Here is a 19,759-nt window from a genome sequence, read left to right on the forward strand (position 1 = left end):
CTCACCTCCGGGCGCCGGTCGCCGCCAGGTGTCATTCGGCCCAGGCACGCTCCAGCAGGGCGCCGAACGTGGCGGGCTCCCGTCCGATCAGCCCGGCGAGTGTCGGGTCGACGGCGGTGAACTCGCCGTTCCGTGCCGCCGCGAAGATGCTCAGCATCAGGTCGGCGATCGGGGCCGGGGCGCCGTGCGCCAGGAACTGCTCGTGGAAGGCGTCGTCGGAGACGACGGTACGGGTGAAGGGCCGTCCGGTGGCCTGGGAGGCGAGCTCGGCGACGGCGTCGAAGTCGAGCGCCGCCGGGCCGGTGAGCGGCGGGGTGGGCCCCTCGAAGCGGCCCTCCTCGGCGAGGATCGCGGCGGTGGCTTCGGCGAGGTCGTCGTGGCCGGTCCAGGCGACGGGGCCGTCGGCGGGCAGGGCGATGTCGCCGGTGTGGCGGGCGGGCTCCAGGAAGTGCAGGGCGCTGGCCGCGTAGAAGCCGTTGCGCAGCGCGGTCCAGGGCAGGCCGGTGGCGTGCAGCAGGTCCTCGGTCAGGGCGTGGTCGCGGCATGCCTGGAAGCGGGAGTCGTGGGCGGCGCCCATCTGGCTGGTGTAGAGGATGCGGCCGACACCGGCCTTGACGGCGGCGTCGATGGCGTTGCGGTGGCCGGTGACGCACTCCTCGCCGACGCGGTCGAGGGAGACGAGGAGCACCTGCTCGGCGCCTTCGAAGGCGCGCACGAGCGAGGCGGGGTCGTCGAAGCTGCCCTGCCGGACCCGGACGCCGCGGTCGGCGAGGTCCTGGGCCTTGCGGGGATCGCGGACGCTGACGCCGACGCGGTCGGCGGGCACGCGCTCCAGGAGGCGTTCGACAGTGCGGCGGCCGAGCTTTCCGGTGGCTCCGGTCACGATGATCACAGGGTTCTCCCCACGCTGTTTCCAGTGGAATCAATTTCACGTTAACACTGAAATATCAGTGGAACCAAATCCCCGGTATCGTTGGTTCATGGCTACCCGCGACACCACCGACACCACCGACAGCCCCCGCCGCCGCATCGTCGAGGCGGCCGTCGCGCTGCTGGAGAGCGGCGGCCCCGACGCGGTGAGCACCCGCGCGGTCGCCGCCGCGGCCGGCATGCAGCCCCCGGCGATCTACCGGCTCTTCGGCGACAAGGAAGGGCTCCTGGAGGCCGTCGCCGAGCACGGCTACGCCCAGTTCCTGGAGAGCAAGCGCGCGCTGCTCGACCCCGAACCGCAGGACGCGGTGGAGGACCTGCGCCGCGGCTGGGACACGGTGGTGGAGTTCGGGATCTCCCGCCCCGAACTGTTCGCGGTGATGAACAGGGCCACCGGCCGGGGAGCGGACATGGCACACCGCGCGGGCCTGGAGATCCTCCACGGCCGGGTGCGCCGGCTGGCGGCCGGGGGATGGCTGCGGGTCGGCGAGGAGCTGGCCGCCCAGATCATCCAGGCCACCGGCCGGGGCGCGGTCATCGCCTGGCACTCCACCCCGCCGGAACGCCGCGATCCGGCGCTGCTGACCGTTCTGCGCGAGGCCATGGTCGCCGCCATCACCCGCGCCGAACCGATGGTCCCCGCCGAGGAGACGGGCCCCGCCGCGGCGGCCCGCGCGCTGCGCGCCGCTCTGCCCGACGAGGCCGACGAGGCCGGCGTCCTGAGCGAGGCCGAGCAGCACCTGCTGCGCGAGTGGCTCACCCGCCTGGCGGCGGACGGTGGCGCGCCGCGTGATCAGGCGTACCGCCGAGAAGATCACGGCGCTTGACCATGACGTAGCGTCAACGTTTCTAATGACCGCATGAGGATCAGCGAGCTCGCGGCGATGGTCGGGGTGTCCACCCGGACCGTACGCCACTACCACCACCTGGGGCTCCTCCCCGAGCCCGAACGGCTGGCCAACGGCTACCGCGAGTACCGGCTGCGCGACGCGGTGGCGCTCGCCCGCGTACGGCGGCTGGCCGAACTCGGCCTGTCTCTCGACGAGGTCCGCGACGTCCTGGCCGACGACCAGGGCCGGGAGCTGCGGGAGCTGCTTCTGGAGCTGGACGCCGACCTGGCCGGGCAGCAGGCGGCGATCACCGCCAGAAGGGCCCGGCTGGCGGCGCTGCTGGCGGAGGCGGACCTGCACCCCGACTCGACGGTGTCGCCCGACATGGCCGAGGTGCTGCGCGGCCTTCCCACGGGAGGTTCGGCGTTCGCCGAGTTCGACCGCGAGCTGCTGACCCTGGTCGCCACCGTGGGCGATCCGGCGGACCGGGCCGAGTTCGCCGATCTGTTGCGTCCCCTCACCGAGCCCGAGGCGTACGCGCGGGGAAATGCCCTCATCGCCCGGTTGGACGAGCTCGCCGACGCCGACCCCGGTGATCCGCGCGTCGCCGTGGTCGCGCGTGACCTCGCGGACCACCTTCCCGACGAGATGGTCTCGGTGATGCTCGCGAGCCTCGACGACGCCGGCAACGGCCAGTGGCTGGAGGAGCTGCTGCGGGAAGTGCCCGCCGCCCAGGGCGAGGTCTTCCGGCTGCTCGTGACACAGCTGAAGGAGCGCGGGTGATGGTGAAGGTCGCGCGTGCCGCGTTGTTCGCCGTGGTCCCCGTGGAGCTGGTGTTCGCGGTTCTGCTCGTGTCCGGCGTGTCGCTGCCGCTGCCCGTGGTCGCGGTGGCCGAGGTGGTCGTCGTCGCGGTGCTCGTGCTGGAGGCGGTGACCGCGTACCGGCTGTACGCCGCGGCGCGCCGGGGCGGCGCGGACCGCTGGAGGGCATGCCGTGCCGCCTACGAGCAGCTGGTTCCCGAGCAGGTGCGGCGGATCATGGGGTTCGACCTGAAGGGCATGATCAGCCTCGCCCTGTGGGTGGCCCGCCGCCGCCACGGCGTGCCCGACGGCGCCACCGCTGTTTCCTACTCCCGCGCACAGACCCTCACGATGATGATCTTCCTGGGCGCGATGGTCGTGGAGCTGGTCGTCGCGGAAGTCCTGCTGCGGGCGTTCGGCGCGCCCGCCGGCCTGCGCGCCGTGGTCCTGGTCGCCGACGCGTACGCGGTCCTGATCGTGCTCGCGGTCATCGCGGCGTGCGTCACCCGTCCGCACGTCGTCTCGGAGGACGAGGTGCGCATCCGTTACGGGGCGTTCTTCGACCTGCGGGTCCCGCGGGAGCGGATCGCGCAAGTGCGGCAGGTCCGCAACCTCAACGAGAGCGGCACGGTCAAGGTGGACGGTGATCGGCTGGCCGTGGCGGTGGCGTCCCAGACCAACCTGGTGCTGGAGCTGACCGAACCGGTCACGGCCGTCCGGCCACTCGGCAGGCGCGCGGAGGTCCGTACGATCCGCCTGTTCGCCGACGACCCCGCAGCCGCCCTCGCCGTCCTGCGGTCCCGCCGCCTGCGATGCTAGGGTCCGGCCATGACGCACCAGCGATCAACGGGACCGAGCGGCTTCCAGTAGCGCGCCAGGAGATACCTGGCGGTGCTATCGAGGGAGCCTCATGTCCCGCACCGCCCATCACATCGGTCGTCCGACTCTCAGGCGATCGGTGACGATAGTTGATCTCCGTTACAGTGACGCATGCCTGCGCCAGGCCCAGCGGACCGGCCACCGGCCACGCCCGATCCCCCTGCGCCGCCAGGTCGTCGTCTACTCCTGGGCCAGGTCGGACCCCCGAGACCGTTCGGTGTCCGAATGGGCCCACATCGAGGAGCGCCGGGCACGCCAACGCCTGCGTCTCAGGCTCGAGGCCATCCGCCGGAGGATCAACGCCACAACCGGCGGTCCTCTCGCCGTCGAGGCGATCGACGACCTCGAAGTCCACCCCGCGCGGCACCGCCGCAACGCCATCTGGTTGTACTGATCACGGCGTCGGCAGGGGAGAGACGATCCGGCCGGCGGAGGGACGGGTGATCCCATGTCCGATGAGCCACTGGATCATCAGCATATGATCATGCGCATATGAGCGGCATCACCGAACCCCCGATCGCCCGGGTGGACGTCGCCCGCGAGGCCCTCCACGGCATCACGCTCGAGGACCCCTACCGGTGGATGGAAACCGAAGGCGAGGAGTTCCACCACTGGCTGGACGGCCAGGCCAGGCACGCCCGCGAGCACCTGGACGCCCTGCCGCACCGCGCCGCCCTGCTGACCCGGATCCGCGAGCTGGGCAGCGCGCTCACGCGGTACTTCGGCCTCGCGTTGACAGCCGACAAGGTCTTCGCCCTCGTACGCGAGCCGGACGCCCCCGTGCCGGTGCTGACGGTCACCGAGGCCGGCGGAGCGAGCAGACTCCTGTTCGACCCCGGCACGGTGCCCGGCGACGGGCACCACGCCATCGACTGGTACGTGCCTTCCCCCGACGGCCGTCACGTCGCCTGCGCCGTCTCCGCCTCCGGGTCCGAGGACAGCGCCATCCACGTGATCGACGCCGACTCCGGAGCCCTGCGGGAGACGATCCCGCCCACGACGCGTTTCGCCTTCCTGAGCTGGCTGGAGGACAGCCGGTCGTTCGTCTATCACCGCTACGCCGAGCAGCACCGCCTGGACAGCCGCTCCTTCCTGCATCACCTGGGCGCCGACCCGGCGCAGGACACGGTGGTGCTGGCCCGCGGCCTCAACCCCCACGTCGGGCTGACCCCGCGGGACCGGCCTTTCCTGGTGGTGCCGCCGCACGGCGAGTGGATGCTGGCGATCGTCTCCCACGGCGCGCTCAGTCCCTGGCCCTGGACCCGCGAGCAGCTGAGCGACTGCACGATATACGTGGCGCCGCGCACCGGACTGGCCGACCCTGCCACCTGCCCGTGGCGGCTGGTGGCGGGCGCAGCGGACGGCGTGACCGCCTTCGCCACCAGCCACGACACCCTCTACCTGGTCTCCCACCGGGACGCGCCGCGCTCCCGCGTGCTGGCCGTTCCGCTTGCCGCACCAGACCTGTCCCGAGCCCGAGTGGTCGTGCCCGCCAGTGAGCGGGTGGTGGAGACGGTGCGGGTGGTGGGCGACCGGCTGCTGGTGCGCGATCTCGACGGTGGCGTCAGCCGGGTACGGCACGCGCCCCTGTCCGGTGGCGAACTCACGGACCTCCCGATGCCGATGGACGGCGCCATCCTGGAGTGGACCACCCACCCCGAGCGGCCCGAAGCCCTGCTGCTGATGGCCGGCTGGACCGACGCGCCACGGCTCTACCGCTACGACGGCCAGTCCCTCCAGCCCGCCGGGCTGGCGCCCCGCTCACCGGTGGACTTCGGCGACGTGCACGCCCGCACCCTGCACGTGCCCGCGAGGGACGGGACGCCGATCCCGCTCACGGTCATCCACCACAAGGACCTGGAGCTGGACGGCGACAACCCCACCGTGCTCACCGGCTACGGCTCCGACGGGATGATCGACCTGCCGGAGTTCCATCCCGAGATGCTCGCCTGGTACGAGCTCGGCGGCGTCTACGCGGTCGCACACCTGCGCGGCGGCGGCGCCTACGGCCGCGAATGGCACGAGGCCGGGCGCGGCGAGCGCAAGGAGGCCACCATCACGGACTTCATCGACTGCGCCGAACACCTCATCGCCCTCGGCTACACCCGCCCGGCGCGGCTGGCCGCCAAGGGCGTCAGCGCCGGCGGCATCCCCACCGGCGGCGCGCTGGTGCGCCGCCCCGATCTGTGGGCGGCCATGGCACTCCAGGCGCCGACGGTGAACGCCACGCGCAACGAGTTCGGCGAGAGCGGGCCGGTCAACGTGCCGGAGTTCGGCAGCGTCAGCACCGAGGAGGGCCTGCGCGCCCTGCTGATCATCGACGCCTACCTGCGGGTCCGGGACGGCGTGCCGTACCCGGCGGTGCTGCTGACCGCCGGCCTGCGCGACTCGCGGGTGCCGCCGTGGCAGCCGGCGAAGCTGGCCGCCCGCCTGCAGGCGAGCACGGCCTCCGGCAGGCCGGTGCTGCTGCGCGTCGAGGAGCACGGCGGCCACGGCGCCGGCTCGACCAGAGACCAGGAGCAGGCACTGCTCGCCGACGTGCTGGCCTTCGTCCTGCACGCCTCCGACGGGTCATGATGACGACAGACATGTCGATCCCGGCGGAGACGGGGTGTCGGTACACCGAGCCGTACGACAGCAACAGCGCGATGGCGTTGTTGGAGCGGCCCTCCGCCATCATGGCCAGCACCTCGCGTTCCCTCGGGGTGAGCGTGCCCAGGGTTTCCGTGCGGCGGCCGGCGCCCATGGTCTGGGTGACGACGCGGGGTGCAGTCCGAGTCGTACACCGCGCCGACGTCCTCGCCCAGCCCGAGATTTCGGCGTCCGGGCGCAAGGTCTTCGGCCTCGCCATCGCGGGCGTCCGTCTCGCTTGACCTCTTGCGCGTCAGTCCGGCAGCCAGTGCAGCTCGTGCGCCAGGGTTTTGGCGACGGCGCGGATGCGGCGGTGAAGCGGCGACTGCTCGCGTGGGAGGACCAGGTGAATCGTCAGGCTGGGCGCGCCCCGCAGCGGTCGCCAGGTGAGACCGGCCGGTGATGCCGTGACCGCGGCTTCTCCGGCCGGGGCGAGGGTGACCCCGTCGCGCAGGTCGCGCTGAGACATGTCGAAAGAGGCTGCGGGCGTGTGGAATCGGGGGTGTGGTCGGATGTCCCGGAACAGTGCGGACAGCTCATCGTGGATCACGGGGTTGGCCGCGCGGTCCGGGAGTCGCAGCGGATACGCGGCCGCGTCGGCGATCTCGATCTCCGGGTGTTCGGCCAGTGGATGGTGCTGCGCCAGCTGGACCCCGATGCGCTGACGCCGCAGCAGGTGCCGGCGCACGCCACGGCCCGGCTGTTCGCCGCGGGTGATCCCGGCATCGATGCGGCCGTCGGCGACCGCGGGGGAGATCTCCGGTGTCGCCATCGGGACCGCGCCGACCTCGAGTCCGCTGTTGTCGCGAATCAGCCTGTCCACCAGGGCCGGTGCCGTCTCGGCCCCGGCGCTGAGGCTGTATCCGATGCGCAGCGTGCCCAGTTCACCGGCCGCCGCGCTCCGGGCGGTGTCCCATGCCCGGTCCAGCGCCGCCAGCGCGGGCGGCGCGGACTCCGCCAAAGCCGCACCGGCCGTGGTCAAGACGACGCTACGCGTGTTGCGGACCAGCAGGGCCGTACCGAGTTCCGCCTCCAATCGGCGCATCCTGGCGCTGAGTGCGGGCTGTGCGATACCGATCCGTGCGGCCGCGCGGGTGAAGTTCAACTCCTGCGCCAGCACCAGGAAGTACCGCAGGCTCACCGTGTCCGGCGCCACGTGCTCTCCCTGCCGATTGATAACGATCCGTTCTGAGTCTATCCCGTACCGGTCTTTCCCTCGGCCGCACAGCAAGCCCTAACCTGCGCATATGACGATTCAACTGAGTCGGACGTGTCCGGCCGAACACAGGAATTTCCATGGCTAAGGGCTACTGGGTCAGTGTCTACCCCGCCATTTCCGACCCTGAGAGGCTGACTGCCTACGACAAGCTGGCCGGTCAGGCTGTCCAGGCTGGGGGCGGGCGCGTCCTGTCCCGGATCCCGTCCCGTGGCGGTCGAGTCGTCGCCCGCGAAGCCGGAATCACGCAACGCGTCGTTCTGATCGAGTTCGACAGCTTTGAACAGGCCGTCGCGGCGTACGAGAGCGAGGCATACCAGAAGGCGCTGGTGGCCCTCCCCGACGGCTTCGAGCGCGACTTCCGCATCGTCGAAGGCATCGACTGACCGGCGGGCGGTGGAGCCACCACGTTGACGCTCCACGCGGCCCTGACGCGCCAGGAGACCCTGCTCGTCACTGTCGAGGACGACGGACATGGCGGAGCCTCACCGGGAAACGGAACCGGACTCACAGCCGAGGCGCCGCCGCCTTCGCCGAACACATCAACCGCATCTTCGCCAAGCTCGCCCCGGGTGCCGACGACTCCGTTCGCGAACGCGTCCAAGCCGTCCTCACCTGTCTGCGGCGCTGATGCGAGCCCTGCGTCACGCCGGGCGGGTGGCCAGTTCCGCGGGGGCTTCCATCGCCGCGGACCGTTCGATGGCGGCGAGGAGCCGGTGGTGGCGCAGGCCGGTCTCGAAGCTGGGGTGTGGCTGCCGGCCTTCGGTGATGGCCCGGGCGACCTCCTGGTAGAGGGCCGCGATGTTGGCCGGCGGGCCGGACCGAACGCCGGCGGGGACGGTGCGGTAGGCGTCGGGCACGGCCAGGATGTCGTCTCCGATCCTGATGTCCCAGTCGCCCCAGTGGATGAACGTCCCGCGCTGGGCCGGGACGGCGGTCAGGGTTCCGCCGCTGCCGACGAGCTTGAGCAGGAACCCGTCGCGGGCGGGTCCGTTGCCGCCGTGCACGGCGACGGAGGCGGTGGCGCCGCTCGCGAGCAGCCCGTGCAGCAGCACGTGGCTGGGGGTGGCGTTGGGCACGGTCCGCTCCGTCCCGGCGACCAGCACGCGGTCGTGCGTGCGGGGGAGTCGTGCGGAGACCTCGGTCAGCGGGCCCGTGACCCGTTCGAGTGCGGCCAGGAAATGGCCGGCCATGATGGTCAGGATGTTGGTCGCCTCCGCGGGGTCGAGGCCGAACACCAGGTCCGGCGGTATCCGGCTGCCGCCCAGGGGCGCGCCCTCCGCCACCAGCGTGACCGATTCGAGCGTGCCGATCCGGCCTTCGGCCAGGAGGTCGGCGGCGAAGCGGGCGCTCGGCGAGTGGTGCCCCTGGAGGACGACCGCGTGGACGACGCCCGCGGCGCTCGCCGCCTCGGTCAGCTCGCTCGCCTCGTCGGCGTCCACGCCCAGCGGCCACTCGGACACGACGTGCTTGCCGGCGTCGAGCGCGGCCCTGGTCACGGCGGCGTGCCCGGAGGCCTTCACCGAGACGACGACCAGGTCGACCTCGGGGTGTGCGGCGAGCTCGCCCGCGTCGGCGAAGGCGTGCCGTACGCCGTGGGCGGCGGCGGCCCGGTCCGCGCTGGCCTGGTTGGTGGTCGCGACCGCGGTGACGTCGAACTCCTCGAGCGCGGCGAGCGCGGGCAGGTGGGAGCCGCCCGCCCAGCCGCTTGCCCCGACGACTCCGACTCGGATCATGTGCGTCACCCCTTAGTTATGTACCTTGCGGTATGAAACTAGGGCAGTGCGATGCTCTCCCGCAAGAGGTAACGTACCGAGAGGTATAAAACGTGAGAGGAGCACGGAGGACGGCATGCCCGGCGGACGCCCACGCTCGTTCGACGCCGACACCGCACTCGACCGCGCGTTGGAGGTGTTCTGGCGGCATGGCTACGAGGGCGCCTCGCTGGCCGACCTGACCGCCGCGATGGGCATCAACAAGCCCAGCCTCTATGCCGCCTTCGGCAACAAGGAGGAGCTGTTCGGCAAGGTCCTCGCCCGCTACCTCGACGGCCCCGGCGGCTACGCCGCCGCCGCGCTGGACGCCCCCACCGGCCGGGAGGTCGTCGAGCGGCTGATCCGCGGAGCGGTGGACCTGACCGCGGGCGAGCACACGCCCCACGGCTGCCTGTGCGTCAACAGCGTGCACGCCTGCGGGCCCGACGCCCGCACCGTACGCCAGGACGCCATCGCGGTGCGCAAAGCCGGCGAGGCGGCGCTGCGCAGGCGGCTGGAGCAGGCCACCGATCTGCCCTCCCGCTACGAGCCGGCCACCCTGGCCGCGCTCGTCCACACGATCTCGGACGGCATCGCCGTCCAGGCGGCGGCCGGCCGCAGCCACGACGAGCTGCGGCAGATCGGTGAGGCGGCGCTGCGCGCCCTCTGGGACTGAGAGCCGCCCGTCGGAGCATGAGGCATGCCGCCGTACGGGTCACCGCGATCACGGCATCCACCTGCCGCGACGATCGCGTATGAATGACGGATCTTCACGCATTCAGCGTCCAGGATCATCGCTCTAGGGTCGTACGCGTTCCTTCCTGTCACCCGTCGGGAGACGTATGCCCCAGAGCTCGCGCTGGCGCGCGTTCGCCGTGCTCAGCGCCGTCCAACTCATGATCATCATCGATTCGAGCATCGTGTACGTGGCGCTGCCCGCCATCCAGACCCACCTCGGATTCTCCGCCGCGGGCCTCGCCTGGGTCGTCAACGCCTACATGGTCGCCTTCGGTGGCCTGTTGCTGCTGTCCGGGCGGCTGGGCGACCTGATCGGGCGCAAGCGCATGTTCGTCATCGGCCTGAGCGTCTTCACCGTGGCCTCGTTGCTGTGCGGGCTGGCGGTGAGCCAGGAGATGCTGGTCGCCGCCCGGTTCGCGCAGGGGGCGGGCGGGGCGATGGCCTCGGCCGTGGTGATGGGCATCATCGTGACGATCTTCCAGGAGCCGCGGGAGCTGGCCAAGGCGATCGGGGCGAGCGGGTTCGTCGCGGCCGCCGGCGGGGCGGTCGGCGGCGCGGCCGGCGGGCTTGTCACCCAGGTCGCCGGCTGGTCCTGGATCTTCTTCGTGAACGTGCCCATCGGGGTCGTGGCGACGGTCCTGGCCGTACGGCTGGTGGCCGGCGACCGCGGGCCGGGTCTCGCCGCGGGAGCCGACGTCGCGGGCGCCGTCCTGGTCACCGCGGGTCTGATGGCCGGCGTCTACGCCATCGTCAAGGTCGAGGAGCACGGCTGGGGATCGGCGCACACGCTCGGTCTCGGCGCGGTGTCCGTCGTCCTGCTCGTGGCGTTCGTCGCGCGCCAGGCCCGGGCCAGGAGCCCGCTGGTGCCGCTGCGCGTCTTCCGCGCGCCGAACCTCGCGGGCGCCAATCTGGTCCAGGTGCTGATGGTGGGCGCCATGTCCGGATTCCAGTTCCTCACCGTCCTGTACATGCAGCGGGTCCTCGGGTACGGCGCGGCCGAGACGAGCCTGGCGGGACTGCCCGTCGCGGTGGTGTTGGCGGCCGTCTCGCTCGGCCTGTCCGCCCGGATGATCACGCGCTTCGGCCCGCGTGCCGTGCTGCTGGCGGGGCTTTCGCTCCTCACGGCGGCGCTGGTTTGGCTCACCCGTGCCCCGGTGGACGGCCGGTACGCGGTGGACGTCCTGCCGTCGATGGCGCTGCTCGGCGTGGGCGCGGGCCTGGCGATGCCCGCGGTGATGACCCTGGCCATGTCGGGCGTGCGCCCCGGCGATGCCGGGCTCGCCTCCGGCCTGGCCGGTACGGGAGCGCAGGTGGGAGGCTCCCTCGGCCTGGCGGCCCTGGCCTCGCTCGCCTCCGGGCACACCGCCCGGCTGACCGCCGCAGGGCAGGGCGGCCTCCCAGGGCTGAACGCGGGCTACCACCTGGCGTTCGGCGTCGGCGCGGGGCTCCTCGCCGCGGCCGTCGTCGTCGGTCTCCTCATGCTGCGCTCCGCGGGGCCTGACCTCGCGGCCGACCGCGACGACGCCGCGTTCGAGCCGCACCCCCGGTAAACATCCCTCACCAACGGAAGAAGTCAGATGTCCTCCTCCCAGAAGAACCGATCCGTCACCACCACCAGGCCCCTCGCGATCGGCGGCGCGGTGCTGGCCACCGGCCTGCTGTGGCTAGCCGCCCGGCTACTGGAGATCGATCTGCGGGTCGACCAGCCAGGCGACGGGCAGCCACCGGTGACCGTCGGCCTGCCGCTCGTCATCGGGGCGACGCTGGTCCTGTCCCTGCTCGGCTGGGGTGCGCTCGCGGTGCTGGAGCGCTTCACCCGCCGGGCGAGGACCATCTGGAGCGTGAGCGCCTGCGCGGTCCTGCTGATCTCCTTCGTGCCGATCGCCGGCGTCGAGGCCGCCCTGGGCACGAAGATCATCCTGTCCCTGATGCATCTCGCCGTCGCCGCCGTACTGATCCCGATGCTGCGGGCGCCGCGGAACCGAGCGTGAAAGATATGCAGAAAGAGGGACGCCCGGGCGGCCCGGCCCCCGCCATCCTTCCAGAGTGAACACCGCTGCCTCGCTCATCCTCGGCGCCGCTCTCGCCGTCGCACCGGTCACGCCGCCGTCGTGGCAGGACTGCGGCGACGGCCTGCAGTGCGCGCAGCTCCAGGTGCCGGCCGACTGGGCACGCCGATCGGGGCCCAAGGTCGGGATCGGCCTCGCCAAGCTGCCCGCCAGGGACCAGGCCCGCAAGAAGGGCGTGCTGCTGGTCAACACCGGTGGGCCCGGCGAGCAGATCGCGCTGCTCCGGCAGGCCAAGCGGGCGTTCGCCGACCTGACCGAGTGGTTCGACGTGGTGATCTTCGACCCGCGGGGGTTCGGCGGCTCGACGAAGATCAACTGCCCGATCCCCGCGCCCTTCGCCACCGAGTGGGTGTTCCCCACCAAGGCGGCCTACGACGCGTACGCCGCGAAGAACCGCAGCTTCGGCCAAGCCTGCGCCGAGGAGGCCGGCGTCCTGTCGGGCACCCTCAACTCCTGGCAGATCGCGCACGACATGGAGGCGATCAGGAAGGCACTCGGCCAGGCCCGGCTCACCTACTTCGGCAACTCGCACGGCACCGTGCTCGGGCAGGCCTACGCCGAGCTGTTCCCCCGCAGGGTCGGCCGCATGTACCTCGACAGCGTCCTCGACCACACCACTTCCGACCTGCGTGCCTGGCTCCGGCCGCGCGCGAAGGCCCTGGAGGGCAACTTCGCCCGGTTCGCCGCCTGGTGCCGGAGCACCGTGACCTGCGCCCTGCACGGCAAAGACCCGGTGGCGGTCTGGGACGAGGTGATGGCGAGGGCCCGCCGCGAGCCCATCCCCGCCCCCGAGGCCGGTCCCGGGGCGCGGATCAGCGACACCCAGATCGCCTCCCGCGCCACCTTCTCCTTCGCCGACACCTGGGAGCGGCTGGCCGCCGGGCTGGCCCGCGCGCAGGCCGGTGACGCCTCGTACTTCGCCAAGGTGGAGGGGGCTCCGGACCCCGACCTGTCCCGCGTCGTCCTCTGCGCGGACCTGCCCTACCCCGGCTACGACCAGGTCAAGAAGCTGGAGTCCGCCCTGCGCCGGGACACGCCGCACATCGGCTGGCGAGCGGTGTGGCCGATGGCCAACCACTGCGCGGGCCTGCCGGCGACCCGGACCTACCCGCCCCACCCTGTCGCGGCGCCGGGCCTGCCTCCCGTGCTCATCGCCAATGGCGAGAACGACGACACCACCCCGCCCGCCGACGGCCGCCGGCTGGCCGGCCAGCTGCCCGGCGCCCGCTACCTGAAGGCCGCCGGAGGTCATGCCCTTTACCTGTCCGGCGACCCGTGCGTACGCGAGCACGTACACCGCTATCTGGTCGGCGGCCGGCTGCCCCCTGCCGGGACGACGTGTGAGTGATCAGGGGAAGCTTGGACTGACCGGAACGGGAGGAAAAATGGCGGCATGGGCGCGGCGCAGGAAAGGGAGGCTCCTGCTGGGCGGATTGGCCGCGCTGGTCGTGGCGGCGGCGGCCGGGGTGGTGTTGGCCTATCCCTCCGTGGCGGCCACCACCTGCCCCGGCTGTTACGGCCTGGCGGAGCTCCAGCCCGGCGTGTACGCCGAACCGGACCTGTCGGAGGCGCAGCGGCGGCACGTGACCGACGTCGTCGAGCAGGCGCGGCAGCGCGTCGGAGCCTTCTACGGCGGCCGCGAGAGCTCGCCGAGCGTCCTGGTGTGCCTGACGGACGCCTGCTACCGGCGGATCGGCGGCGGCGGGGAGCGGGGGATCGCGGTGCTGAACCGGGCGGTGATGCTGTCGCCGCGCGGCGCCGACCCGGTGATCGCCTCGCACGAGCTGTCCCACGTGGAGCTGCACGTCCGGCTCAGGGGCAAGGAGGAAGAGGTGCCGCAGTGGTTCGACGAGGGCTTGGCGGTGCTCGTCTCCGGCGATCCTCGCTATCTCGCGCCGGAGACGGCCGGGGACCGATGCCTGGTCGACACCGGCGGCGCGCTTCCCGAGTCACTGAAGGACTGGTTCGGCATGGCCGGCCGGGACCCCCAGGCGTACGCGAAGGCCGCCTGCCAGGTGAGCCGCTGGGTCCAGGCGAACGGCGGACGTGACGCGGTGCTGAAACTGATCGACCGGCTCGCGGCCGGGGACGACTTCGCGCAGCTCGTGACGGCGGCACCCTCGGGAGGCGACGCTGCGGACGTTTCGTGAGCGGCTGGTCGGCAGGCTGCCGAAGGGAACCCGGCTGGACGTCCTGGTGGTCGTCATCGCCGCCATCGTCCTCATCGCCGTCACCCTGCTGGAGAAGCGGTTTCCGGCTCCTGGGCTGCCGGTGGTGGCCGGGTTGAGCGTGGCGGGCTGCCTGCCGGTGCTGATCTGGCGCAGGCTGCCCCTCACCGCCGCCGTCCTGTCGGCCGGGGTGGCTCTGGTCGGCATGGTCGTGCCGGGGTGGCCGGGGCGGCTGGTCGCCACCTGCCTGTTCTGCGCGGCCGCCGCCCATCGGACCCGGCGGCCGTGGCTGGTCCTGGCCGCCTCCGTCGTCTGGGTGGTCATCTACGGGACGCTGCTGCCCCAGTCGATCGGGGCCGCCACGCTGACCGACCTGATCGTCCTGGGCGTCGCCCCCGTGGCGGTCGGCCGCATGCTGAGGCTGCACGCCGAGCGGGCCGCGCAGGCGGCACGGCTCGACCACGCCGAGGCCAGGCGCGCGCTCGCCGAGGAACGCGCCGGGCTCGCCCGGGACGTGCACGACAGCGTCGGCCACCACCTCACCGCGATCCGCATCCAGGCCACGGCCACCCGCCGGGCCCTGCGCGGCCGGACGCCCGCCGCCGACAAGGCACTGGGCACCATCGCCGACCTGTCGTCCTCCGCGCTGGAAGAGGTACGCGCCCTCCTCGACACCCTCCGCGAGACCTCCGTGGAACCCGACCAGGGAGACCTCGAAGAGCTGGCCCGCCGGCTCTCCACTCCGCACCTGCGGATCTCGGTCCACCGGACGGGCCACGGCACCCCGCTGCCGCCCGGCGTGAGCCGTACGGTCTACCGCATCGTGCAGGAGGCGCTCACCAACGCCGCCCGCCACTCGGGAGCCACCGAGGTGGAGGTGCGGGTCCGGCGCGGCCGGGCCGCGGTGGCGGTCTCGATCTCCGACAACGGCCACGCCCGCGCCGGGGCGGAGGGGCGCGGCATCAGAGGCATGCGCGAACGCGCGCAGCGGCACGGCGGCACCCTCACGGCGGGCCCCGGCCCGCGGCACGGCTGGCTGGTCGAGGCCACCGTCCCGATCGACGCACCACCGGAGCTCTGAAGGAGGAAGTGGCGTGACCATCCGGGTGTTGATCGCCGACGACCAGCCGGCCGTACGCGAAGCCTTGATCTTGACGCTGGACGGCGAGCCCGACATCGAGGTCGTCGGTGAGGCGGCCGACGGGGCCGAGGCCGTGCACCTGGCGCTGTGGCGGCGGCCCGACGTGGTCGTGATGGACCTGCGCATGCCCTACGTCGACGGGATCGCCGCGATCCGGCAGCTCGCCGAGGTGGAGACGCCGCCGAGGGTGCTGGCGCTGACGACGTTCGACACCGACGAGTACCTGTTCGGGGCGCTCCAGTCGGGGGCCTCGGGGTTCCTGCTGAAGGACAGCGACCCCGAGCTGCTGCTGGAGGCCGTACGGGCGCTGCACGGCGGGCACGGACTGGTGGACCCGAAGGTCACCACCCGGCTGATCCACCGTTTCGCACGGCTGTCGCCCGCGTCGGCCGCCGACGCGCGGCAGCGGCTGACCACCCGTGAGCTGGAGGTGCTCCGCCAACTGGCCCGGGGGCTCAGCAACGCGGAGATCGCCCGTGCCCTCACCATCGAGGAGGGCACGGTCAAGACCCACGTCGCCAGCATCCTGCGCAAACTCGGGCTGCCCTCGCGGGTGCGCGCCGTCATCTACGCCTACGAGCACGGCCTGACCCCGCGCGACTAGACGCAGCCTTTCCGCTTCACGGACGTGGACCAGGCCGGGAGCACGTCGGCGAGCTGCGGGCGGGTGAGGGACCAGACTTCGCGCCCGTGCCCCGGCACGAGCTCCTGGCCGCCCAGGAGGACGTAGGAGCTCCTGTCGAAGATGAGGGATTCGCGGGAGAGGGCACCTCCGGGGCCGCGGTCGTCCACCCGGGTCACGGCGATGCCCGATCGGCCGGTGGCGTCCTTGAGCTCCTCCGTCTCGATGCCCGGCAGAGTCGCGGCGATCCTGAAGATGGCCGCCTGCTGCTCGGGTGGGACCGGCCTGCCGAGGAGGTCGATGACGGCGTTCCAGGTCCGGGCCGCAGCGTCCTTGCCGGCGGTCATCGGGTATCCGGCCAGCTTGCGCCGGAGCTGCTCCTGGTCGGTCGGCCACTTCCGGAGGTCGGCGTAGGCGGGACGTCCGGCGCCGCGTTCGGGGCAGCGGGTCAGGAGTTCCTTGTACTCGGGCCTCTGCGGCCTGGACTTGGGCGGCTTGTGCCAGAGGAGTCCGGGGCGGGAGCCGTCGACGGACTCCCAGACCTCGCCCGTGACGTGGCGCGGGCCGACATTGGGGACCCCGTTCTCGCTGCGGGTCTCCGCGATCCGCTCGTAGTGGAGGTACTGGTCGTCGCGGGGCTCCGGCCACGGAGCGGCGGTCGCGGCCTCGGCCGCCAGCCGCAGGACCTCGGCGGCGTCCGCGGGCGCGGCGGAGCCGAACGTCTGGACGGCGATCACTCCCGCGGCCATCGCCGCGACCAGCCCGCCCGCCAGCGACACGCGCCGCAGCGCGACCGGCCGCCGCTTCGTACGCGCTTCGGCCAGCAGGGCGGTACGGGCGGGGGCCAGGCGCTCCGCCGTGGGGTGCGGCTGGTCGGCGAACAGGTCGCGCAGTTCGGCCAGGTCGGTCCGGTCGTTCATGAGGTCTGCTCCGTCGTGGGGTCGGTGCTGCCGAGGACGTCGCGGACGATGGCCCGCGCACGGTTGAGGCGGGAACGCACGGTCCCGACCGGGATGGACAGGGCGTCGGCGACCTCCTCGTAGGTGAGGTCGGCCCAGGCCACGAGTAAGAGGACGTCGCGGTCGCGGCTCTTGAGCGAGGCGAGCGCCTGGGCGAGCGGCCGGCGGACGGCGTGCGCGCTCGCCCGCTCAAGGGCTTGTTCGGCAGCGTCGCCGGCGTCGGGGAGCGCGCCCACTTTCGCGTACGCCTTGTAGCGGTGTGTCTCGGCGCGCCGATGGCGGCGGATGAAGTTGGTCGCGAAGCCGTACAGCCAGGGAAGGGCCTCCGGCCGGGCGGTGTCGTAGTCGCGGCGCTGCCGGAACGCGGCGAGGAACGTCTCGGAGACGACGTCGTCGGCCACGTCGTCGCCGAGCCGGCGGGCCACATATCGGTGGATCTGTCCGGCGTGCCGGTCGAACAGCAGGGCGAAGTCCTCGGGATCTCGCCATGACCGTTCGATCAGCTCGGCGTCGGACAGGGTCGTGCTGAGCGGCATGTGGTTGGGCCTTTTCAAGGAAGTAGTGTCGCCCGTCTTTCACCTGAGCCGGGAATCGAGTTCACGGCGTGCTCTCCTGCCGTGTGCGGCGATCGCCGCCGCGAGCGCGAAGGCGGCATATCCGCACGTCACCGCCAAACCCGCCCACGGCGAGAGCGGGTAGTAGCCCCCGAGCAGTGACGGACCGACGTCCACGTGCGCGAACGTGGGGACGCTCTGCGTGATCGCGAACCCGGCGGCGGGAGTGACCACCAGCAGCCACGGAGCCAGGCCCGCGATCCCCAGCCCGTACGGCACGACGACCAGCGCGACGGACAGCCCGGCGGCGACGACACCCCGCCTGACCAGCGCGGCCAGGCCCAGCGCCAGCACGGCAGCGGCCGCGGTCAGCGCCGCGTGGCCGACCACCACCCGGAGCCCGGTGGCCAGGGTGATCGGCTGGATCGGATTCTGATGGGCGCGCAACAGCGTCAGACCGGTGGGGACCACCACCCCCGAGGTCACCAGCCCCGCCACGAACGCGACCGCGCCGAGCACCACGGCCCGGGCCACCAGCCGTCGCGCCCGGCGCTCCGCCGTGCAGAACGTCACCGCCGCCACGAGCACCGGGATCAGCCCCACGGCCCCGCCGATCAGCATGAGGTCGGCGCGGATGCCGCCCTCCACCGTGGCGGGCCCGATGTCGCCGCCGCCGGTCACGATGAGCTTGTCGCCGGACTCGACGACCCCGCCCGGGTGGTGCGGGGTCCTGCCGTCGGACTCCAGGCCGACGCCGACGTCGTCGTGCCGCCACGAGCCGTCCGCGCCCTGCAGCGTGATCCGGTCGAAGGTGGCGGTGGCCTGGGCGAAGGCTTTCGCCATGTCCCACAGGACGCCCGGCGAGGTGGCGAACAGCCCGATCTCGACCGTCTCCGGCAGCCCGGCCAGCTCGACCGTGCCGATCCGGGTCCACGTCCTGCCGTCGTCCGACTCGTAGCCGCTGATCGTGTCGCCCGACCTGGCCAGCCTCAGCCACTGCGGGCCGTTGTGAGGACCGCCGGGAATGTCGTGGACGTAGTTGTGCTGCATCCGCACGCCGTGAGCTCCGGTGAGCATGACGGCGGCGTACGGCGTGCCCTGCCTGAGGCTCTGCCTCACGAGGAGCCCGGCCTTGGCCCAGGGCACCACCCCTTCCGCGACGTTGCGCACGCCGGGCACGACGTCCGGCAGCCGCAGCTGCCCGGTCAGGTCCGAGACGCGGGCGGTGATGCCGCCGTTCCCCTTGAGCGGCCGGTGCACGAAGTAGTACTTGTCCTTGACCGCCGTGCCGTCGGGTCCCAGCAGCGGCGCGGGGCAGGGGCCTTCGCCCTTGCCGGTCACGCAGGTGGTGCGGACGCCCCCGGCGATCAGCAGCCCGAGCGACACGGTGACCAGCACGGAGGCCGCCATCGCGAGCAGCAGGCCGCGCGAGGAGCGGAGCCTGGCCCACTCCGCGCGCAGCGCCTGGGAGAAGCCGTCCTGTCCGGCCGTGGATGATCTCATGGCGACGGTTGTACGCGGCGTCCGGTTCCAGCCGGGTCGCACCGGCTGCGACCCGGCTGGAACCCGGCGTCTGGCATCGTGGGCGCATGGCTCCTCGACCCACCGGACGGCCCGCCCGCACGAGGATCGGCGGCGGGCATCGCCCCCTCCGGGCCCGGGGTCACCTGTTACGAGGACGCGCCGGACGGCGGGATCCTCATCCACGCGGGCGTCGAGGTCTCCGCGCCCCTCGGCGAGGACGACGGGCTGCGGATCGTGGACCTGCCGCCCGTCGAGCAGGCGGCGACGGTCATGCACCGCGGCTCGATGGACGCCGTCCTGCCCCCCGTCCAGACCCTGGGCCGCTGGATCGACGCCAACGGTTACCGCTCGATCGGCTATCCCCGCGAGGTCAACCTGGAATGCCCTGACGACCACGACGAGTGGGTCACCGAGCTCCAGGAACCGGTCACCGTCAGAGGTTGACCGCGACCTCGTGGTGCGTGACGCGTTCGTCCCATCGGGTCAGGGCGCGGCGGGCCGCGTCTTCGACGACGGCCTGCTCCGGGTCCTCCCCGGCGAACACGCGCACGTCCTCCATGCCGGCGAAGAACGTGATGGAGGTGAACATCACTTCCTGATCGTCGTGGTGGCGCAGCAGCCGGGCGCCGCGGAAGCCGGTGACCTGCTGGAGATGCTCGGCCACCTCGGACTCGTAGTGGCGCTGATAGTCGTCGGCCGTCGCTGTCGGGGCCCATCCTCGCCATGTTCGCGCGATCATGCGGTGCACCTGGCCTTCCTTGTTCTCGCCCGCGTCTCAGGGTCGGGGGCTCATGCCGGCGAAGACTGCTTGGAGCACCCGATCGTAGTACGCGGGCGTCAGCGGCTCGTGGGAGATCGAACTGCCCCTGCTCCCTGGCGAGAAGCGCTCTCCAGCTGGTTCGGCTCGCCCAACTAGTAGTATTTATTCGCAGAGTCATAGTACT

At 72.4% G+C, this 19,759-nt stretch carries 21 protein-coding genes and 1 pseudogene; 14 read left to right on the forward strand and 8 right to left on the reverse strand.

Annotation, left to right across the window (positions count from 1 at the left end; translation table 11 throughout):
* Positions 1–31 precede the first annotated feature (31 nt).
* Positions 32–892, reverse strand: coding sequence for an SDR family oxidoreductase (locus ABD292_RS12490; RefSeq protein ID WP_344207297.1), 861 nt, complete (start codon positions 890–892; stop codon positions 32–34).
* An 88-nt stretch (positions 893–980) separates the two neighbouring features.
* On the opposite strand from ABD292_RS12490, the gene ABD292_RS12495 reads away from it, so the two are divergent.
* The 5 genes from ABD292_RS12495 (at position 981) to ABD292_RS12515 (ending at position 6,016) form a co-directional block, all read left to right on the forward strand.
* Positions 981–1,757, forward strand: a complete 777-nt coding sequence (locus tag ABD292_RS12495; protein WP_344207298.1) for a TetR/AcrR family transcriptional regulator — start codon at positions 981–983, stop codon at positions 1,755–1,757.
* A gap of 33 nt (positions 1,758–1,790) precedes the next feature.
* Entirely contained in the window at positions 1,791–2,543 is a 753-nt protein-coding gene (locus ABD292_RS12500; RefSeq protein WP_344207299.1) for a MerR family transcriptional regulator, read from the forward strand.
* The gene (locus ABD292_RS12505; RefSeq protein WP_344207300.1) at positions 2,543–3,379 is read left to right on the forward strand and encodes a hypothetical protein; all 837 of its coding nucleotides are present in this window, start codon (positions 2,543–2,545) and stop codon (positions 3,377–3,379) included. The genes ABD292_RS12500 and ABD292_RS12505 overlap by 1 nt, the downstream gene beginning before the upstream one ends.
* Positions 3,380–3,470: 91 nt before the next feature.
* Entirely contained in the window at positions 3,471–3,833 is a 363-nt protein-coding gene (locus ABD292_RS12510; protein ID WP_344207301.1) for a hypothetical protein, read from the forward strand.
* Positions 3,834–3,931: 98 nt separating this feature from the next.
* Positions 3,932–6,016, forward strand: a complete 2,085-nt coding sequence (locus tag ABD292_RS12515) for a prolyl oligopeptidase family serine peptidase (RefSeq protein ID WP_344207302.1) — start codon at positions 3,932–3,934, stop codon at positions 6,014–6,016.
* Between the two features lie 73 nt (positions 6,017–6,089).
* On the opposite strand, the pseudogene ABD292_RS48945 reads toward ABD292_RS12515, so the two are convergent.
* Positions 6,090–6,290, reverse strand: a pseudogene (locus tag ABD292_RS48945) (LuxR C-terminal-related transcriptional regulator); the annotation flags it as partial.
* 33 nt (positions 6,291–6,323) lie between these two features.
* Positions 6,324–7,226, reverse strand: a complete 903-nt coding sequence (locus ABD292_RS12525; RefSeq protein WP_344207303.1) for a LysR family transcriptional regulator — start codon at positions 7,224–7,226, stop codon at positions 6,324–6,326.
* A gap of 140 nt (positions 7,227–7,366) precedes the next feature.
* Between ABD292_RS12525 and ABD292_RS12530 the strand changes: the two genes are divergently transcribed.
* Positions 7,367–7,672 carry a DUF1330 domain-containing protein gene (locus ABD292_RS12530; RefSeq protein WP_344207304.1) on the forward strand — a complete coding sequence of 102 codons (306 nt, stop codon included), beginning with the start codon at positions 7,367–7,369 and terminating at the stop codon, positions 7,670–7,672.
* 258 nt (positions 7,673–7,930) lie between these two features.
* Here the strand turns inward: ABD292_RS12530 and ABD292_RS12535 are convergent, their stop codons facing one another.
* Positions 7,931–9,022: a Gfo/Idh/MocA family protein gene (locus tag ABD292_RS12535; protein WP_344207305.1), complete on the reverse strand. Its 1,092-nt coding sequence runs from the start codon at positions 9,020–9,022 to the stop codon at positions 7,931–7,933.
* Between the two features lie 115 nt (positions 9,023–9,137).
* Here ABD292_RS12535 and ABD292_RS12540 point away from each other — a divergent pair, with 115 nt between their 5' ends.
* The 7 genes from ABD292_RS12540 (at position 9,138) to ABD292_RS12570 (ending at position 15,760) form a co-directional block, all read left to right on the forward strand.
* Positions 9,138–9,716, forward strand: a complete 579-nt coding sequence (locus ABD292_RS12540) for a TetR/AcrR family transcriptional regulator (RefSeq protein ID WP_344207306.1) — start codon at positions 9,138–9,140, stop codon at positions 9,714–9,716.
* A 166-nt stretch (positions 9,717–9,882) separates the two neighbouring features.
* Complete coding sequence (locus ABD292_RS12545; protein WP_344207307.1) at positions 9,883–11,328, forward strand: MFS transporter; 1,446 nt, start codon at positions 9,883–9,885, stop codon at positions 11,326–11,328.
* A 27-nt stretch (positions 11,329–11,355) separates the two neighbouring features.
* Entirely contained in the window at positions 11,356–11,769 is a 414-nt protein-coding gene (locus ABD292_RS12550) for a DUF6069 family protein (protein WP_344207308.1), read from the forward strand.
* A gap of 55 nt (positions 11,770–11,824) precedes the next feature.
* Positions 11,825–13,195, forward strand: a complete 1,371-nt coding sequence (locus ABD292_RS12555) for an alpha/beta hydrolase (RefSeq protein WP_344207309.1) — start codon at positions 11,825–11,827, stop codon at positions 13,193–13,195.
* Between the two features lie 37 nt (positions 13,196–13,232).
* The gene (locus ABD292_RS12560; RefSeq protein WP_344207311.1) at positions 13,233–13,997 is read left to right on the forward strand and encodes a hypothetical protein; all 765 of its coding nucleotides are present in this window, start codon (positions 13,233–13,235) and stop codon (positions 13,995–13,997) included.
* Positions 13,998–14,043: 46 nt separating this feature from the next.
* Entirely contained in the window at positions 14,044–15,096 is a 1,053-nt protein-coding gene (locus ABD292_RS12565) for a sensor histidine kinase (RefSeq protein ID WP_344207312.1), read from the forward strand.
* Between the two features lie 13 nt (positions 15,097–15,109).
* On the forward strand, positions 15,110–15,760 hold the full coding sequence (locus ABD292_RS12570; protein ID WP_344207313.1) for a response regulator: 651 nt from the start codon (positions 15,110–15,112) through the stop codon (positions 15,758–15,760).
* Here the strand turns inward: ABD292_RS12570 and ABD292_RS12575 are convergent.
* Genes ABD292_RS12575 through ABD292_RS12585 form a run of 3 tightly spaced genes read right to left on the reverse strand, consistent with a single transcriptional unit; the run spans position 15,757 to position 18,794 of the window.
* Positions 15,757–16,698, reverse strand: coding sequence for a CU044_5270 family protein (locus ABD292_RS12575; RefSeq protein WP_344207314.1), 942 nt, complete (start codon positions 16,696–16,698; stop codon positions 15,757–15,759). The two genes, ABD292_RS12570 and ABD292_RS12575, sit on opposite strands and share 4 nt — an antisense overlap.
* Complete coding sequence (locus ABD292_RS12580; RefSeq protein ID WP_344207315.1) at positions 16,695–17,273, reverse strand: RNA polymerase sigma factor; 579 nt, start codon at positions 17,271–17,273, stop codon at positions 16,695–16,697. Before ABD292_RS12580 ends, ABD292_RS12575 begins: the two co-directional genes overlap by 4 nt.
* 39 nt (positions 17,274–17,312) lie before the next feature.
* A complete protein-coding gene (locus ABD292_RS12585) occupies positions 17,313–18,794 on the reverse strand; it encodes a DUF1349 domain-containing protein (RefSeq protein ID WP_344207316.1) in 1,482 nt (493 codons plus the stop codon).
* A 78-nt stretch (positions 18,795–18,872) separates the two neighbouring features.
* Between ABD292_RS12585 and ABD292_RS12590 the strand changes: the two genes are divergently transcribed.
* The gene (locus ABD292_RS12590) at positions 18,873–19,259 is read left to right on the forward strand and encodes a GyrI-like domain-containing protein (protein ID WP_344207317.1); all 387 of its coding nucleotides are present in this window, start codon (positions 18,873–18,875) and stop codon (positions 19,257–19,259) included.
* On the opposite strand, the gene ABD292_RS12595 is transcribed toward ABD292_RS12590, so the two are convergent.
* Positions 19,249–19,554 (reverse strand): antibiotic biosynthesis monooxygenase family protein, encoded by a 306-nt coding sequence (locus tag ABD292_RS12595; protein ID WP_344207318.1) that lies wholly within the window; start codon positions 19,552–19,554, stop codon positions 19,249–19,251. The genes ABD292_RS12590 and ABD292_RS12595 overlap by 11 nt on opposite strands.
* Positions 19,555–19,759 lie beyond the last annotated feature (205 nt).

This window comes from Nonomuraea bangladeshensis (assembly GCF_039529455.1).
GTDB lineage: Bacteria > Actinomycetota > Actinomycetes > Streptosporangiales > Streptosporangiaceae > Nonomuraea > Nonomuraea bangladeshensis.